This window comes from Dyella caseinilytica (assembly GCF_016865235.1).
GTDB lineage: Bacteria > Pseudomonadota > Gammaproteobacteria > Xanthomonadales > Rhodanobacteraceae > Dyella_B > Dyella_B caseinilytica.
Map to the genome: position 1 here is coordinate 4,018,130 of NZ_CP064030.1, position 17,072 is coordinate 4,035,201.

Below are 17,072 nucleotides of genomic sequence, written 5' to 3' on the forward strand. Positions count from 1 at the left end.
AGTCCAGCCATGCTGAAGCGACTGACTTTCCTCTGTACCGCCCTGCTCGCGCTCAGTGCGTGCAGCCACAACGGCTCCGACAACAGCGCGGCTCCGTCACCGGCCCCCGCGCAGACCTCGGCCCCCGCTGCCCCGGCCTCTGCCGCGAAGCCCGCCCCGGCCAGCACCGCTCCGGCAGCACCTGCCACCGCCTCCACCGCAGCCGCCAGCGCCAGCACGGCAGCCACGCCGGCGTCGGCCAGCACCACGGCCGCCCAGAAGCCGGCAGCCCCCGCCACCCCGTTCGTGGATGACGGCAAGTGGGTCGAGGGCAAGAATTACTTCACGATCGATCCGGCGCAGCCCACCAGCGATCCGGACAAGATCGTGGTGACCGAAGCGTTCTCGTACGCCTGCCCGGCCTGCAATGCCTTCCACACCACCGCCGACCAATTGGCCCAGAGCCTGCCGGCAAATGCCGTGATGACCTATCTGCCCGTGTCGTTCCGCCCGGACGAAAACTTCCCGCTGTTCCAGCGTGCTTATTTCGCCGCCAAGGCGCTGGGCGTGGCTGAGAAAACCCAGGATGCGATGTTCGACGCGGTGTGGAAATCCGGCGAACTGGCTTCCGATGACCTGACCACCGGCCGTCCGAAGCCGCAGTCCGCCTGGCCCACGATCGATGACGTGGCCAAGTTCTACGCCAAGTACGGCGTGGACCCGAAGGAATTCGTGGCCGTGGCCAACTCCTTCAGCATCAATACGCAGATGAAGCGCGCTGATGACATGGTGAAGGCGTATCAAGTCGACGGCACTCCGACCATCATCGTCAATGGCAAGTACCGCTTCACGCCAGGCGCTGCAGGTGGTTATCCACAGTCGATCGAGCTGGCCAAGTGGCTCGTCGCCAAGGAAGCCGCCGGGAAGTAATCCGATAGATCAGCGCCCGGTTCGCCGGGCGTTTTCGCTTTGACGCACTCATGGCGGCAAGAGCGCCGCCGACAGGCAGAGAACCATGTTCAAGACCGCCCGATTCCGTTTGACCACCCTGCTTTGCGGCCTGGTACTCACCAGCGCCTGCAGCGCCGCCGGCGCCGACACATCCGCCAAACCTCCGTTTACCGACGGCAACGAATACGTGACCTTGCCCGCGCCATACCAGCGCGACAGCAGCAGCGGCAAGATCGAAGTGGTGGAAGTGTTCTCCTACGCTTGCATCCATTGCGCCGAGTTCTCGCCTTACGCCGACCAGTTGCGCAAGGATCTGCCGCCGGGCGTGGAATTCAAGCTGGTGCCGGCACCCTTCAACGACAGCTGGGTACCATTCGCCCGCGCTTACTACGCCGCGAAGAAACTTGGCGTGCTCGAAAAGACTCACGACGTGCTGTTCCAGAAGAAATTCCTTGATCAATATCCGATCAATTCACCGGACGAAATCGCCAACTTCTATGCCGGTGAAGGCGTGAACAAAGATGATTTCATGAAGGCCTTCAACTCCCCCGAAACCGATGCGCAGATCAAGAAGGATCTCGCGTTGATCCAGTCCTGGGGCGTGGACGGCACGCCGACCATCGTGGTCGACGGCAAGTACCGCAGCAACAACATCAAGGATTTCCCGCAGCTGGTCGCCCTCACCAAGTGGCTGGTGCAGCAGGAATTGAGCGCAAAAGGTAAGTAACTCACTGCCAGCATCCCGTGGTGTCGTTCACACGAACGACACCACAAGCAGGTAACTTTCGCCCCCATGACCCGCGCCCCCGCCAAGCACCGGCTGCGCCTGCTGAGCTGCAACATCCTGGCGGGCGCCAGCGTGCAGCGCTATCGGCAATACGTCACGCGCAGCATCAATGCCGTACTGCCCGGACGCAGCAAGCTCGACAACCTCGACCAGCTGGCCGAACTGCTCAGTCAATTCGACGTGATTGGCCTGCAGGAAGCCGACGCGGGCAGCTTGCGCTCGGGCTTCCTCAACCAGACACGCTATCTGGCCGAAACCTCCGGCATGCCGTTCTGGAGCCACCAGCCCAATCGCCCGCTGGCGCAGCTATCGCACACAGCCAATGGCCTGATCTGCCGAATCGAGCCGCAAGTAGTGATCGATTACCCCCTGCCCAGTCGCATTCCCGGCCGTGGCGCCCTGCTGGCGCGCTTCGGTGATGATGCCAATGGCCTGGCAGTGATGATTGCGCATTTGTCGCTGAGCGCGCAGGCACGCGCGAAGCAGCTCGGCTTTATTGCCGAAGTGCTGCAGGATTATCCCCACGCCGTGTTGATGGGTGACCTCAACACCGAAGTGCACAGCCGCGAAATGCAGCACCTGTTCGAGCGCAGCCAACTGCAGCCACCGGTACATCCCGTCTTGACGTTTCCCAGCTGGAAGCCAAAGCGCGCGCTCGACCATATTCTGGTTTCGCCGGGAATCCGTGTTGAAAAAGTATGGACGCTGCCACAGGCTTTCTCCGATCATCTCGCCCTAGCTGCAGAGATCCAGCTACCCGCTCCCTCAGCCAAAGCCCACCGATGACCCCCAAGCGACTGATTTCCATCCTGCTGCCCTGGCTGCTCATCGTGGTGATCGGCCTGCTGACGGCATGGCTGCGCTATGGCTTCATCGAGCCGCCGGTGCTGGCGCATCTGTGCGATGACATCAACAACAAGCCTGCGTCGTGCGGCGTACGCACGTTCATCGTGCTCGGTTTCAACAGCTACGGTTTCGGCATTGCCGCACTCGTGGTGACCGCGTTGGCGCTGATTCTGAAAAAACCGCTCATCGCCTGGCTCGCGGCAGCGCTGGGCATGTTTGCTGTGATCATGTATTGCTATTACGCCGGTGCCTTGGCGTTGCTGATCGGCTGCCTACGCCTGCTTCGTCTTCAGATAACCCGCATGGCACCGCCACGCCACCAACACCGGGATGGCGATCGCCAGGTTCATGCCAAGCCATAGCCAGGCGACCTTGTTCATGCCCACTTCTGCAACGACCGGCGCGATCGCCAGCAGGGGACCGACACAGGCCATGAAACGCTGCTCCACCGAAGGCATGGATCGCTCGTGCGTGAGCAATCCGAACACCGCGTACGCGACGCACGGCAGCAGGAACAATCCCATCGGAAAATCCAGATAGCGTCCATCGAACGCCATCAGGATGTCGTACAGCACCAGCGCAAACAACGAACCGAAACGCCACCAGCGCGCCGGCTCGGAATGATCGTGATGATCAGCCAGGTGTGCCGCAATACGACGCGCCAGCACCGCCGCCACGCATAAGCCACCCACGAGGCAGACGGACGACAGCAGCCACTCCCACGGCGCCGTGCACGCAAACATCATCTGCCGCCACTGCCACGCAGCCGACGTACCGGCAGCAAAACCAGCCAGCAGCAAAGCGAGCCAGCCTTTGATGCCTCGCCATTTGCGATCCCAGCTGCCGACGACAACAAAAGCCAGCGCAGATACCACGCCCGCCAACCAACCTAACCACCAGCGTGGCTCTTCGGTCACCGGTCCGCGCATGGGAAATTTCGGTTGTGCGTTGGAATCGAAGATGCCCCAGTAACCGCCCACGGTGCCTTCCTGCGCACGCTTCCACGGCTGGTCGAACGCTTCGATCACGTTGTACGGCATGTTGACGTTGGCGGCATAACGCAGGAAATCGCGCAGATAAAGCGCTTCATCCACGATGCTGGGCTCGGCTGAACGACGCAGACGCCCCGCGCTCGGCCAACCGGTTTCACCGATCATCAGCTGCTTACCCGGAAATACTTTCTGCATGTGCGCGTAGACATCTTCGACATGCTGCACGGCATCCGGGGCCTGCACCGGATTATCTTCCCAATACGGCAGGATGTGGATGGTGACGAAATCCACGGCGTTCGCCATCTGCGGGTATTTCAGCCAGCGCTCCCATACGTCGGCATAGGTGACCGGAATCGATTTCGGCGTCGCCGCGCGCACCGTCTGGATGTATTCGGTAAGCCGTTTGGGCGAAAGTTCGCCGCGCAACAACACTTCGTTGCCGACCACGATGCCGCGAATCGACGCAGGATTAGCGTTGGCCGTCGCGATTCCCGTCGCGATTTCTTTCTCGTTGAGTTTCTCCACACCGCCAAGCCAGATGCCCATCAACACCTGCATGTGGTAACGCGCGGCAATCGCAGGTACGGCGCTGAGTCCGTTGCTTTGCGAATAGGTGCGCACGCAATCGAAGCGTTGTGACAACGCGCGCAGATCTTCGTTGATGCGTTCCGGCGTCATCACGAAATGCAAGTTGTACGGCGTTTCGCCAGGCTTGCGGAACGGTGCATAGGACACACAGGCGATGCGGTCCGACGGCGCGTCGGGCAACGTGACCGCCCGGCCGATGTTCCACCACCAGGCCGCACCAGCCAGCGTGGCCAGCACCAGCACCAGCCAGGCAAGTCCGTAATGGGCAACGTTTCGGGACGGTGGCAGCATGCGGATTCGATCAGTGCGAGTGGTGGAAACGCGCAAGCTTAGCAGCCTGCCCGTTGCACATACTCTCACTCCTTTTCCACGCGGTGTCTGGAAAACTTACGGACTGTTCAGGGCGCTCCCAAACCATCCCATTACACTTCAGCCCGATTGCTCGCATGGAGTTCCCATGGCCCCGCACGCCATATCGCGCTTTGGCCGTCGTCTGCTGATCGTGTTTGCCAGTTGGATGCTGGTCAGCACGGTGACCGCCCAGACCGGCACCGACACCCTCACCTCGCAGCGCGCTGCGTTCAAACAAGCCTATGCGGCCGCCAGCCAGGGTGGCGACAGCTGGCGTGCGCTGGCAACCGGGCTGGAGAATTACCCGCTTTATCCCTACCTGCAGGCGGCGTCGCTGGAGCACGATATCCAGCTGATCGACCGTCCCGCGGTGGAGGCCTACCTGCGCCAATACCCGGACCTGATCCCGGCCGACGACCTACGCCGCCATTTCCTGCAGGAACTGGCCCGTCGCCAGGACTGGGACAACTTCCTGGCGATGTACCAGCCCGGCCTCGGCGACGCACTGACCTGCGACGCCCTGCAGGCCAAGGTGGAAAGCGGTGCACCACTCGATTTCAACAAGGATCTGGCCAGCCTGTGGACGGAAGCGACCCTGCCGTCCGCCTGCGATCCCGTGCTGCAGGCCGCACATGACCAGGGCCTGCTCACACCTGCACGGTTATGGGCGCGGATCGACATCGCCGCCGATGCCGGCAAGGGCGGCACCATTTCCAATCTCGCCAAATGGCTTCCGCCTGACGACTCCCAAGTCGCGCAACGCCTCGCGCTTGCGCTCAATGATCCGGCCACCGCCGTCAACGCCGCTGCTAACTGGCCGAACACTGCGCGTTCGCAGCAAGCGGCAACACTCGCCTTGGTCCGGCTTGCCCGGCGCCAGTCGATCACCGCCGACACGGCGTGGCAGACGCTGCAAGAGCGCTTTTCGTTTGCGCCGACTCAGCGCGACAGCATCCTCAACGCGCTGGCCGTGTTCCACGCCACCGATTACGACACAGACGCGCTGAATCGGCTGATCAACCTGCCCGCCTCGGCGCAAACGGATGTCAGCCGCGAATGGCGCGTACGCGTCGCTTTGGCCGAACAAAACTGGCAAGCCGTGCTCGCCGCGATCGACGCCATGCCGCCCGATCAGCAGCAGAACGACGAATGGCTTTATTTCCGCGCGCGCGCACTGAGTGAGCTAGGACGTTCCAGCGAAGCGCAGAACGCCTACGCCGTTGCTGCCGAGCAATCCAGCTACTTCGGCTATCTCGCCGCCGATCATCAGGGCACCTCGTACGCGCTGTGCGTACAGCAACCGGTGATCGATCCACAAGGCGAACAGGCCGTGCTGGCGATACCGGGCATGCAGCGCGCGTTTGAGCTGTTCGCTGTCGACATGATCAAGCAGGCCCGGCGCGAGTGGAGCCAGGCGCTGGCCAATGTCGACCCGCCGACCTTACGCCAGGCCGTGAATCTGGCCGACCAGCGCGGCTGGTACGACCGGGCCATCGTCACTTTCAACAACGGGCCGGGCCTGCGCTATTACACGCTGCGCTTCCCGCTCGCCCGCCAGGACGGCCTGGTCGCGCAGGCGGAGCAGGCCGGTATCGATCCTTCCTGGGCCTACGGCATCCTGCGCCAGGAAAGTGCGTGGATGAGTGATGCCCAGTCGGGCGCCGATGCGCGCGGACTCATGCAGTTGCTGCCCAGCACTGCCGCCGAGGTGGCGCGCCGCAACGGCCTGCCCTGGGATGGCGCCGACAGCCTGTACGACCCTACCGTCAACATCGAACTTGGCACGCGCTATCTGGCGCAACTGGCCGGCCGCTTCAACGGCGCACCGTGGCTGACCTCCGCCGCCTACAACGCCGGCGCCGGACGAGCGAGTCAATGGGTGGACGCGCGCGGCGCCTTGCCGCCGGACCTGTTCGTGGCCAGCATTCCGTTCAAGGAAACCCGTGAATACGTCGCACGTGTGATGTATTACAGCGTGATCTATGATTGGCGCCTACACGGCTCGGCCGCACCGATGTCCACCCGCATGACCCCGATCGGACAGCCGTATAGCCGTCTGGAATCGCAGGATCCGCGCAAAGGCATCACGTGTCCGGCACCCGCCAGCGCAGCGCCTGCCTCATCGGCACCGGCGACGGCGACTTCAGCACCCGTCAGCTCGACCGCATCGCCAAACCGCGTACCCGCCACGGACAAGGCTCACTGAATCAAAGGATTTTCGCCATGACAACCCAGCGCATCGTGATACTCGGCGGAACCGGTTTCGTCGGCAGCTATCTGGTGCCCCGGCTGGCCGCGGATGGACATCGCCTGACCCTGCTTTCGCGCAATCGCGAATCGCGCCGTGCCCTGGCTGTCCTGCCCGGTGTGACCATTCGCAGCGCGGATGTCTACGACGATGCCGCGCTGCGCGGGCAACTCGAAGGTGCGGATGCAGTGATCAATCTGATCGGCATCCTCAATCCGCAAGGCCGCCATACCTTCCAGCGTGTGTACGTCGACCTAACCAAACGATTGATCGACGCCTGCAAGGTCACCGGTGTATCGCGCCTGCATCAGATGAGTTCGCTCAAGGCCGGACAGGGACTTTCGCAATACCTGAAGACACGCGGCGACGTGGAGACACTGGTCAAGGCATCGCCGTTGAACTGGACGATCTATCAGCCCAGCGTGATCTTCGGCGATGGCGATGGCCTGGTAACGCGATTTGCCGCCTTGCTGCGCAAGATGCCGGTGCTTCCGCTCGCACGCGCCACATCACGGCTGGCGCCGACCTATGCTGGCGATGTTGCCGAAGCCATCGCACGCTGCGTGGCCGACAGCAAGCTCGCCGCACGCCGCAGCTTCGAACTGTATGGGCCAGAAGTGTTGACGCTGGGCGAGATCGTGCGCGCCATTCGCGATGCGGCAGGCCTGCGTACGGCCATCCTTCCCTTGCCCGACAGCCTGGGCCGCGTGCAAGCGCAAGTAGCCGGTCTGCTGCCTGGCAAACCTTTCTCGCCTGACAACTTCCTCTCGCTTCGCACCGACTCGGTCGGCAAGGTGGATGGCTACGCCGCGCTCGGCATCGTGCCGCAGCCATTTACGCCGTGGCTGCCCCGGCTCATCCATGGTATGCCACGGCAGCACCGCCTGGATGCCGCGCGCCAAGCCTTCCGCCATCGGTAAAGTCGCGCCGCAAGGGCATCAAGGGCCCGGCGTGGCAAAATACATCATGCGCACTTATCTGGTTGGCGGTGCAGTCCGCGATAAATGGCTGGAACGGCCGGTGGTCGATCGCGACCACGTGGTCGTGGGTGCGCGTCCGGAAGAGATGCTGGCGCTGGGCTACAAACCGGTGGGCAAGGACTTTCCGGTATTCCTGCACCCGCATTCCAGGGAGGAATACGCGCTGGCGCGTACCGAGCGCAAGACCGGGCACGGCTATCACGGCTTCGCCTTTCATGCCGATCCGGATGTGACGCTGGAGGAGGATCTGGCCCGGCGCGACCTCACCATCAATGCGATCGCCGAGGATGAGCAGGGTCATCTCGTCGATCCCTATGGTGGCGTGCGCGATCTGGAACAGCGCCTGCTTCGGCATGTCTCTCCCGCCTTTGTTGAAGATCCCGTTCGCCTGCTGCGCGTGGCACGTTTTGCTGCACGCTTCGCACCGCTCGGATTCACCGTGGCCGAAGAAACCATGTCGCTGCTGCAACAGATGGTGCGCGATGGCGAAATCGATCATCTGGTGCCGGAACGCGTCTGGACCGAAACGCGCAAGGCGCTTGGCGAAGCGCAGCCGTCGGCATTTCTGCGCGTGCTGCGCGAATCTGGCGCGCTACGTGTGTTGTTTCCCGAAGTTGACGCCTTGTACGGCATTCCGCAACGCGCGGAATTCCATCCCGAAATCGACACCGGCGTGCATCTGGAAATGACCCTCGACGCAGCTGCGCGACTGGCTCCCGGCAACGATCTGGTCGGCTTCTGCACCTTCACGCACGATCTCGGTAAAGCACTGACCCCCGCCAGCGAACTGCCGCGTCATCACGGGCACGAGCATCGGGGCGTACCACCGCTGCGCGCACTGACCACACGTCTGAAGGTGCCCACCGAATACGCCGACCTGGCCGAGCTGGTTTGCCGCGAACACCTCAACGCACACCGGGCGCTGGAGCTGAAGCCGGCCACGATTCTCAAGCTGCTGACCTCGCTGGATGCCCTGCGTCGGCCCGAACGGCTGCAAACCTTCCTCGCTGCCTGCATGGCCGACAAGCGCGGCCGGCTCGGCCATGAGCAGGACGAGTATCCCCAGGCCGATTGGCTGCGCAGTGCCCGCGAGGCCGCCGCATCCATCACCTCGGCCCCCTTCATCGCGCAGGGGCTGCAAGGTCCTGCGGTGGGCGCCGCGATCGAAAAGGCCCGGGTCCAGGCCATCGCCGAAATGAAACTTTGTAACATTTAGCCGTATCGGCGTATAAAGCACGATTGTCTTACCGCCCGCCCGTCCGGAGCATGCCGTGTCGTTGACCTTTTCCTCCCATTCCTCGCTGCGCGAACGCTTCCGCCCCTTGTGGTGGCTCGGCATTGTCTATGTCGTTCTCGGTGCCCTGACGCGTGTTGCGCTGCTGGTAATGGCCGGCCAAGGTGTCCCGCATGATCCGCTGGATTGGCTGTTCGCTTTCGGCGTGGGGCTGTGCTCTGACCTGATCGCCTTGCTATACGTGGCGTGGCCGCTGCTGCTGTTCCTGTGGATCGTGCCATCGCGCCGGCCACTGATTTCCACAGCCAAGCAGTGGCTGGGCTATGTCGTGATCCTTGCGGCGCTCTATGCGATCACGCTCTTCGCACTGCATCTGGCCATCCACGCGGCCATCGATGACGTGTGGCCGGTGGTGTTGGTATTCCTGTTCTTCCTGCCGCTACCGGCGCTTTGCTACGGCACACGCAGCGGCCAGCGCGGACTCTATGTGCTTTGTCTGCTGCTGTTGTTCGGCCTGCTGTTTGTCGCCGCATCCGAACTGGTGTTCTGGAACGAGTTCGGCGTGCGCTTCAACTTCATCGCGGTCGATTACCTCGTCTACACCACCGAAGTGGTGGACAACATCCGCGAGTCCTACCCGATCGGCCGCTGGCTGCTCATGCTGGCTGCCGTGGCGATAGTCATTTTGCTGCTGTCGCGCCGCGCCCTGCGCACGCGCGACAACGGTACTCGTTTTGCCCAACGCGGCAAGGTCGTTGCGGTGTGGTTTGTGCTGACCGTGCTTTCGCTTTTCGTGGTCAATAGCTCCACCAAAGATCTGACCAACAATACCTACGTCAACGAACTGGCCGGCAATGGTGTCTACCAGTTCTTTGCAGCGTTCCGAAGCAGCCATCTGGATTACGACCGCTTCTATCGCACGCTGCCGCTCGATGAAGCGTTTGCACGCGTGCGCGCACAGTTGAAGACACCGGATGCCAGTTACGTCAGTAACGATCCACAGGATCTCACCCGCGAGATCCGTCACACCGGCCCGGAACAGCATCTCAACGTCGTGCTGATCAGCGTGGAAAGCCTGTCGGCCGACTTCCTCAAGACCTTCGGTTCCAGCCACGGCGATATCACGCCCGACCTCGATGCGCTGGTCGGACAGAGCCTTTTCTTCGACAACCTCTACGCCAACGGCACGCGCACCGTGCGTGGCCTGGAAGCGCTGTCGATGTCGATTCCGCCGACACCCGGCGACTCCATCCTCAAGCAGGCACACAACGAAAACATGTTGTCGCTGGGCCAGATCTTCGACCAGCACGGCTATGTGTCGCAGTTCGTGTACGGTGGCTACGGCTACTTCGACAACATGAACTACTTCTTCAGCCACAACGGCTACCAGATTGTTGACCGTAGCTCGATTCCCAAGGACATGCCGATCCACGGCCAGAACGTCTGGGGTGTCGCTGACGAAGACCTGTACACACTGGCGCTGAGCCAGATGGACGCGATCCATGCACAGGGCAAGCCGTTCTTCCTGCACATCATGACCACGTCCAACCATCGCCCCTTCACCTTCCCGGCAGGACGTGTCAGCGAGCGCAACGGCACGCGTGAAGGCGCCATCGCCTATACCGACTGGTCGATCGCCGATTTCATCAACCGCGCACGCTCGAAGCCTTACTTCGACGACACGGTGTTCGTGATTACCGCCGACCACTGTGCCTCCAGCGCAGGTCGCAGCAGCATTCCGATCGACCGTTACCACATCCCGCTGTGGATCTATGCGCCGAAGCACTTCGCGCCGCAGCGCATCGACACCGAGATGGGGCAGCTCGACATCCCCACCACCCTGCTCGGCCTGCTCAACTTCAGCTATCGCAGCCGCTTCTTCGGCCACGACGTCTTCCATCTGATGCCCGGCCAGGAACACGCCTTCCCGGCTACCTACGAAAAGCTCGGCTATCTGCACGACAAATTACTGAGCATCCTGGCGCCACAGCGCAAGACCGAGCAGGTCATACCGGATTTCGACACCGGCGATGCCACGCGCGTGCCCGTCATCAACCAGAACGATCTGGACGACGCCACCGCCAATTACCAGATCGCCAGCTATATGTTCAAACACGGGCTGCTGACTCGCCAGGCGTCGGATGCAACACCCGTGGTCACAGAGCCAGCTCCTGCCAGTTCAGCGCCCGCACCGGCAAGTAGTGCGGCAACGCCTCAGTAAGCGAAGACGGGTGGCGGCCAGCAGGCCACCACCCGCGACCGTGCATCTGTCACCATCGGTCATTGGGGCTTTAAGGTCCTTCCTGCCCATGTCACCATTTCGCAAATTCTCATGGCCGGACCACCATGACCCGTGTTGCCGCACTTATTCCATGCTGTAACAAATCGGTTGCCGAGTATTCCGCTCGCCATGTCAGCCGCATGGATGGCTTACACCGCGCATTGAATACATGACACACCCGTTGACGCACACAGCACACAGAGACCCGGATCTTCCTTCGTTCCCACGCCTGTTGCTCGTCTTGAGCATGCTATGGGCGCTGCTGAACCTGCCTTTGCTGTTGGGCATCCGGGTACTTCCGTGGGATGCGCTGGATCAGTTCTATCCGACGGTGTACTTCAACGTGCACAGCCTTCGGCTGGGTCTGGCGCCATGGTGGAATCCGCATATCTATTCGGGTTATCCGCAAATCGCCGATCCTCAGGGAATGTTGTTCTCGCCGCTGTTGATGGCATGGATGCTGTTGCGGCAAGCGCCCGGAATGACCTGGTTCACATGGGGAGTGCTGCTGCACCTGCTGATGGGTGGCGCAGCAATGCTGGCGATCTTGCGCCGCGATGGCGCGAATGCATTGGGCGCATTGGTCGGCGCGACGGTGTTCATGGCCGGAGGCGTCGCCGCATCGCGCCTCGAACACGTTCCGATCGTCATTGCTTATGCCTACGCCCCGCTGGCCCTGCTTGCGCTGCGCCAATTTCTCACATCACCCGGAGTCGCTCGCGGAGCTTGGCTTGGCTTGAGCGCGGGCGCCATGGTGACGCAGCTGGTACAGGTGTCCTATCTGCTCGTGCTTGTGATCAGCGCTTACGGGCTGATCGGTTCATTGTGGCACTGGCCAAACTACAACACGAAATACCGTTGGCGATGGTTGGCGGGCATTCTTGTCGCGCTCGCCTGCTCGCTTGCCCTGGGCCTTCCGCAACTCCTGCTCACATCGGCTTACACCAGCCTCTCCAATCGCAGCGAACTTCCGCTTGCCAGTGTCGCCGGCGCCTCGCTGGATAGCCGCGCATTCCTGAGCTTGATCGTGCCTAATGCGTTGCATGCGCTGCGTGGTAAGTACGACGGTCCAGCAAGCCTGATCGAGGCCTATCTTTACATCGGGATCATTCCTCTATTGTTGCTGACGAACATCGGCAGCGCTTTGCGTAATCCGCAGCAAAGGCGTCAGGTGCTCTTTTTTGGCGTCGTAGCCGTCGTTGCATGTTTGTATATGTTCGGCACCAACGCATGGCTCTATCCGTGGCTTTATGCGTGGCTGCCGGGCATCCAGCACTTCCGCCGGCCTGCCGATGCGGCCTATGTGTTCAACCTGTCACTTTCGATCTGGGCTGGCCTTTCCGCCGGTCACTTCCAGCTGGCGTCACGCCGGCGGGTAAGTTTGCTGCTGGGTGCGGCGGCTGTGTTGCTTGCGCTGGCAAGTTCGTACATGCGTGCTGATGGCATCCGCTGGCAAGCAGGCTCCCTTGCAGCCGCGTGCATGGCGATACTGGTGCTCGTGCTGCTGCAGAAAACCACAAGTCCCTGGCACAAGACGCTGTGGCTGTTGGCCCTCATGGTGGTGGATTACCGCTGCTTCAGCTTGAATGGCACGTTTAACGAATCGCGCGACACGATCCGGCAATTTGCCGAAACGCCTGCGGTGAGTTTTCTGTCCACACAGCTGCAGAGTCAGGACCAGATTCCGCCGCCGCGCATTGAAACGCTCAACACGGGTGTTCCATGGGACAACCAGGTCTCCCTGCACGGGATAGACTCCACGCAAGGCTACAACCCTCTTCGCTACGCGCTCTATGAGAGCTGGTACGGTGGCCGCGAGAGTAGTTTGAACCCCAGAACAAACACCGCATTCAACCCGTCACCTGGCAGTGCACTCAGCCAGCTTCTTGGCGTGAAATATCTGGTCATCGGCGACAGGGCAGATGCTCCACCGGTTTCGCCACCACCCGGCTTTACCAAGATTTTTTCTGACCAACACGAAACGATCTGGCAAGCCGATCATGTGTATCCGAGTCTGCTGACGCCGACTCGAGTGAATCTGCTCGCTGCCGGCCAGCTTCCCCAGCCGCAAGACTTTTCCGCAACCGATTTTCGCACCGTGCTTTGGCTGACACCGCGTGATCGCAGCGACGAGGTGGAAGATCGACGACTGGGTACAACGTGTACCGGCCAGGTTGCCGCTAGCGCGCTTGGCGCGACACCCACCACGCTTTCGCTACATACCCGCGCGCTTACCGCGGGCTGGCTGGTCATCAATGAGCTGGATTTTCCGGGATGGGAAGCGACTGTCGATGGACAGCCCGTGGCCATCCATCGCGCCAACGGCATGTTTCGCGCTGTATGCGTACCCGATGGCGATCACGAGCTGCAGTTCCGCTTTCATCCCTGGGGAATGGTTGCCGCTGTCTGGAATCAGCAGCGGGCGCGGTAACATCAATCCTAAAGCCGTCCGGCCTGATCTGCTTCAAGCAAATCCACGGGCAATGGCAGCGCGGGAAGACCTTTGGCCAACAACATCGCCTGGAAGCGCTCGCCCATCTGATCCGGAAGCGTGAGCTTCTTCACTTGCTGGGCAAGGCGCATGCGACCCATATCGTCGACCTGCTCATAAGCGTCTTCGAACACCTGCTGCAAGCCTGCCGCGATAAGGAATTGTGCTTGCGACAGATAGGTGGCCACACCGAAACCGGCGCTGTTGCCCGCTTCGGCAAGTGCGGTGAAGTCGACGGATGCCGTGAGGTCGTTGAGGCCAGGAAGATAAAAAGGATCGCTGTGCGCGCGATGGCGATAGTGCGCCATCAAGGTGCCCTCCTGTCGTTCCGGCAAATAGAATTCGCGGCGCACGTAACCGTAGTCGATGAAAAGCATCAGGCCCGCTTCGAGCGAGCCGGCGATAGCCTGAATCCAGTACGGCAGCTGCGGCAGGATTTCCGAGCGGTAGCCTTCTTCGAATTCACGTCCAAGATTGCGCTCGACGTGGCGCACGGCGCTCGATACCAGGGCATCAGCGGGGCGATCCACACGTAGAAGCCGTCCATCGCCATCGAGCGCCACGTGCTCTTCGTAGACTTCGCCATGGCGAATCACGAAACGCGTGGTGGGCAACGCATCGATCACTTCATTGGCGAAGAGGACGCCATGCCAGTTTTCTTCTGGTGGCCGGTCGATCCATGCAACCCTTGCGGCGACCTGCGGTGGCAGCGCATGGATCAGCCGCTCGCGCTGCCGCTCGCGCAAATCAGCACTCGGTTCGAGAATCAGATAGCGGCGCGGCAAGGCGTCGTTTTCCGCAAACGCCCGCAGCGCGGCTTCCGCGAATGCACCGCTGCCGCCGCCCAGTTCGAGGAAATCCGCCTCGTCGCCTAGCAAGGCCATGGTGGGCTGCACCGCTTGCACGACACAACGCGCGAACAGATCACCCAGTTCCGGCGCCGTGACAAAGTCGCCGGCTTCGCCGAACTTGGTTTTGCCTGCGCTGTAATAGCCCAGTCCCGGTGCGTACAGGCAACGCTCCATGTATTGCGAGAACGGCATCGGGCCACGCGCAGCGATCTGTTCGCGCAAATACTGCAACAGACGTTCGGAATGAGCGAGTTCGTCTGCAGCCGGCTCCGGCAAACGAGAAGTTTTCGAAGGATTCATGGGATCAGGAAGACGCTTCGGCCGCCGTTGGCTTGATCAGCCAGCGCACGGCGAGCACACCTACTTCGTAGAGCAGGCACATCGGAATGGCCAACATGATCATGGAGGTGATATCCGGCGGTGTCACCACCGCTGCGATCGCAAAAGCACCCACCAAGGCGTAACGCCGTCCTTTGCGCAGCTTGTCCAGATCCACGATACCTACCGCGGCGAGAATGACGACCGCTACCGGCACTTCAAAACACAGGCCGAACGCGAAGAACATCAGCATGACGAAATCGAGGTAATGCGTAATGTCGGTCATCATCTCCACGCCCTGCGGCGTCACCGCCGTGAGGAAGCGGAAAGCCGCCGGCAAAACCAGGAAATACGCGAAAGCACAACCCATGTAGAACAACACCAATGCCGCGATGAGCAGCGGCCGTGCCAAGCGCTTTTCGTGTTTGTACAAGCCGGGACTGACAAACGACCACAGCTGATACAGCACCACCGGCATGGCAATGAACAGCGCCGTGTAGAAAGCCAGTTTCAGCGGGGTGATGAACGGGCTGGCGACTTCCGTAGCAATCAGATGCGCGCCTTGCGGCAAGCGCGCCACCAACGGTTCGGCCAGCAAGGCATATAGATGGTTGGCGAATGGCACCAGCGCCGCCAGCACGACCGCGATAGCCAGAATCGCCTTGATCAGACGCGTGCGCAGTTCGAGCAGGTGCGAGAACAGCCCCTGTTCGAGGTCCATATCCGACTCAGGCGTTGCCATGTTCGGATTCCTTTGGCGCATCGACCTGGGTGATTTCCTTCTTCACTTCGGCCACGTTGCTCTGCACTTCGTTGCGCACGTCGGTGACGGTGGAGGAAACCTGCTCGCGTGTTTCGCGTGCTGCCTTATTCATTTCAGTCTGCATGGCTTCGGCTTTCGCTGCAGCTTCTCGCGCAGTGCGCTTGAGCTCCTCAATTTCCAGCTCGCGCTCCACTTCGGCTCGCACACTGTCCCACCCGGAGCGCAAGCGACGAACCAGTGCGCCCGCCGTGCGTGCGGCGTGCGGCAGCTTTTCCGGGCCGAGCACGATCAGGGCGACCAACGCCAGCAACATCAGCTTGCCGAGGCTGATCTCGATCACGGTGCTATTCCTGTTCGATTACTTCGATTCGCTGGAATCGCGCTGATTCTGGTTGGCCTGGGTGCTACCGGCGCCAGGTGCTGGATCGGCCTGCAGCTTCTCCTTTTCCTGCGCCTTGCGCTTTTCCTCGTCCTCGTCACCCTGCATGGCTTTCTTGAAGCCTTTCACAGCGTTGCCGAGATCGGAGCCCACCCGGGTCAATTTGCCGGTGCCAAACACCAACAGAATGATGACCAACAGGATCGCCCAATGCCAAATGCTGTCCAAACCCATGAGAACCTCGTTGCGGAGTGTGCCGTCTGCGGCCGCGGGTGCAGCCGCCGGCCTTCCGTATCAGTGTGAAGTGTACTCCTCCAGGGCGTCGCGGAAGGCGACGACCGGCGCAGGAACGTTGCTTACGCCCCCTTCAAAAATGCGCCGCGGAGTGATACCTGACCCGTAAACTGCCTTATTGGCGTCATAATCAATCTTCATGACCGAGCCATCCAGCGCCACGCCGGCAAACAGGCCGCGCGCACGCGAGTAGGAATAGATTTCCGCCTTCAGTTGCTGGTCCGTTGCCGCGGACGCGGTGCGGCCTACGGGGCCCGCAGCCGCCGAGGCATCCGCGCCGATCGTAAACTTGCCGTTGACGATGGAATCCACACCGCGCTGCGTGCGGAAGACCAGGATCACGTCGGTCTTGGAGACGCCTGCCTGGAAACCAAAACTGCCCCCGCCGAGCACAACGAAGCTGGGATTGGACCACGTGCCGTCCGGATTCTTGACCGAAATCAACCCTTCGCCGCGGCGACCGCCGAAAACGAAACCGACCTTCAACACGTCGGGAATCACCGCGATCGCCTTGGCATCTCGCAACAGGTCGCCGGGAATGGATTTGTCGGGGGCTTGCTCGATCTCATTGAGCACGCGCACTGCGTTTTGCGCGCGCACCATCGGGGAATCGTCATCGGCATGCACGGCGGCGACAGGTAGCAGAAGCGCCAAGGCCAGAATTGAAAAACGACGCAGCGATGCTTTGAACATGGGCAACTCCGGTTGAGTCAGATTTTGGATCGTGATCGGCCGGCTA

At 61.6% G+C, this 17,072-nt stretch carries 15 protein-coding genes; 9 read left to right on the forward strand and 6 right to left on the reverse strand.

What is annotated here, in order from left to right; genetic code table 11:
- Positions 1 to 9 precede the first annotated feature (9 nt).
- The 4 genes from ISN74_RS17715 (at position 10) to ISN74_RS17730 (ending at position 2,925) form a co-directional block, all read left to right on the forward strand.
- On the forward strand, positions 10 to 909 hold the full coding sequence (locus tag ISN74_RS17715) for a thiol:disulfide interchange protein DsbA/DsbL (protein WP_188800475.1): 900 nt from the start codon (positions 10 to 12) through the stop codon (positions 907 to 909).
- An 85-nt stretch (positions 910 to 994) separates the two neighbouring features.
- The gene (locus tag ISN74_RS17720) at positions 995 to 1,657 is read left to right on the forward strand and encodes a thiol:disulfide interchange protein DsbA/DsbL (RefSeq protein WP_188800476.1); all 663 of its coding nucleotides are present in this window, start codon (positions 995 to 997) and stop codon (positions 1,655 to 1,657) included.
- Positions 1,658 to 1,723: 66 nt separating this feature from the next.
- Positions 1,724 to 2,503, forward strand: a complete 780-nt coding sequence (locus ISN74_RS17725; protein ID WP_188800477.1) for an endonuclease/exonuclease/phosphatase family protein — start codon at positions 1,724 to 1,726, stop codon at positions 2,501 to 2,503.
- Positions 2,500 to 2,925: a hypothetical protein gene (locus tag ISN74_RS17730; RefSeq protein WP_188800478.1), complete on the forward strand. Its 426-nt coding sequence runs from the start codon at positions 2,500 to 2,502 to the stop codon at positions 2,923 to 2,925. Before ISN74_RS17725 ends, ISN74_RS17730 begins: the two co-directional genes overlap by 4 nt.
- On the opposite strand, the gene ISN74_RS17735 is transcribed toward ISN74_RS17730, so the two are convergent.
- Entirely contained in the window at positions 2,836 to 4,434 is a 1,599-nt protein-coding gene (locus ISN74_RS17735) for a glycoside hydrolase family 17 protein (RefSeq protein WP_188800479.1), read from the reverse strand. The genes ISN74_RS17730 and ISN74_RS17735 overlap by 90 nt on opposite strands.
- 166 nt (positions 4,435 to 4,600) lie before the next feature.
- Between ISN74_RS17735 and ISN74_RS17740 the strand changes: the two genes are divergently transcribed.
- The 5 genes from ISN74_RS17740 to ISN74_RS17760 all read left to right on the forward strand — a co-directional run bounded on the left by ISN74_RS17740 (position 4,601) and on the right by ISN74_RS17760 (position 13,668).
- Complete coding sequence (locus ISN74_RS17740) at positions 4,601 to 6,700, forward strand: transglycosylase SLT domain-containing protein (RefSeq protein WP_188800480.1); 2,100 nt, start codon at positions 4,601 to 4,603, stop codon at positions 6,698 to 6,700.
- A 17-nt stretch (positions 6,701 to 6,717) separates the two neighbouring features.
- Complete coding sequence (locus ISN74_RS17745; RefSeq protein ID WP_188800481.1) at positions 6,718 to 7,662, forward strand: complex I NDUFA9 subunit family protein; 945 nt, start codon at positions 6,718 to 6,720, stop codon at positions 7,660 to 7,662.
- A 46-nt stretch (positions 7,663 to 7,708) separates the two neighbouring features.
- Complete coding sequence (locus tag ISN74_RS17750) at positions 7,709 to 8,938, forward strand: multifunctional CCA addition/repair protein (protein ID WP_188800752.1); 1,230 nt, start codon at positions 7,709 to 7,711, stop codon at positions 8,936 to 8,938.
- A gap of 55 nt (positions 8,939 to 8,993) precedes the next feature.
- The gene (locus tag ISN74_RS17755; RefSeq protein ID WP_188800482.1) at positions 8,994 to 11,177 is read left to right on the forward strand and encodes an LTA synthase family protein; all 2,184 of its coding nucleotides are present in this window, start codon (positions 8,994 to 8,996) and stop codon (positions 11,175 to 11,177) included.
- 229 nt (positions 11,178 to 11,406) lie between these two features.
- A complete protein-coding gene (locus tag ISN74_RS17760) occupies positions 11,407 to 13,668 on the forward strand; it encodes a YfhO family protein (RefSeq protein ID WP_203546643.1) in 2,262 nt (753 codons plus the stop codon).
- An 8-nt stretch (positions 13,669 to 13,676) separates the two neighbouring features.
- Here ISN74_RS17760 and ISN74_RS17765 read toward each other — a convergent pair whose 3' ends face one another.
- Genes ISN74_RS17765 through ISN74_RS17785 form a run of 5 tightly spaced genes read right to left on the reverse strand, consistent with a single transcriptional unit; the run spans position 13,677 to position 17,026 of the window.
- Positions 13,677 to 14,879 (reverse strand): class I SAM-dependent methyltransferase, encoded by a 1,203-nt coding sequence (locus ISN74_RS17765; RefSeq protein WP_188800484.1) that lies wholly within the window; start codon positions 14,877 to 14,879, stop codon positions 13,677 to 13,679.
- 4 nt (positions 14,880 to 14,883) lie between these two features.
- The gene (gene tatC, locus ISN74_RS17770) at positions 14,884 to 15,639 is read right to left on the reverse strand and encodes a twin-arginine translocase subunit TatC (protein WP_188800485.1); all 756 of its coding nucleotides are present in this window, start codon (positions 15,637 to 15,639) and stop codon (positions 14,884 to 14,886) included.
- Complete coding sequence (gene tatB, locus ISN74_RS17775) at positions 15,626 to 16,000, reverse strand: Sec-independent protein translocase protein TatB (protein WP_188800486.1); 375 nt, start codon at positions 15,998 to 16,000, stop codon at positions 15,626 to 15,628. Before tatB ends, tatC begins: the two co-directional genes overlap by 14 nt.
- Before the next feature lie 18 nt (positions 16,001 to 16,018).
- Positions 16,019 to 16,273 carry a Sec-independent protein translocase subunit TatA gene (gene tatA, locus ISN74_RS17780; protein ID WP_188800487.1) on the reverse strand — a complete coding sequence of 85 codons (255 nt, stop codon included), beginning with the start codon at positions 16,271 to 16,273 and terminating at the stop codon, positions 16,019 to 16,021.
- 60 nt (positions 16,274 to 16,333) lie between these two features.
- Positions 16,334 to 17,026 (reverse strand): lipid-binding SYLF domain-containing protein, encoded by a 693-nt coding sequence (locus ISN74_RS17785; protein ID WP_188800488.1) that lies wholly within the window; start codon positions 17,024 to 17,026, stop codon positions 16,334 to 16,336.
- Positions 17,027 to 17,072: the final 46 nt, after the last annotated feature.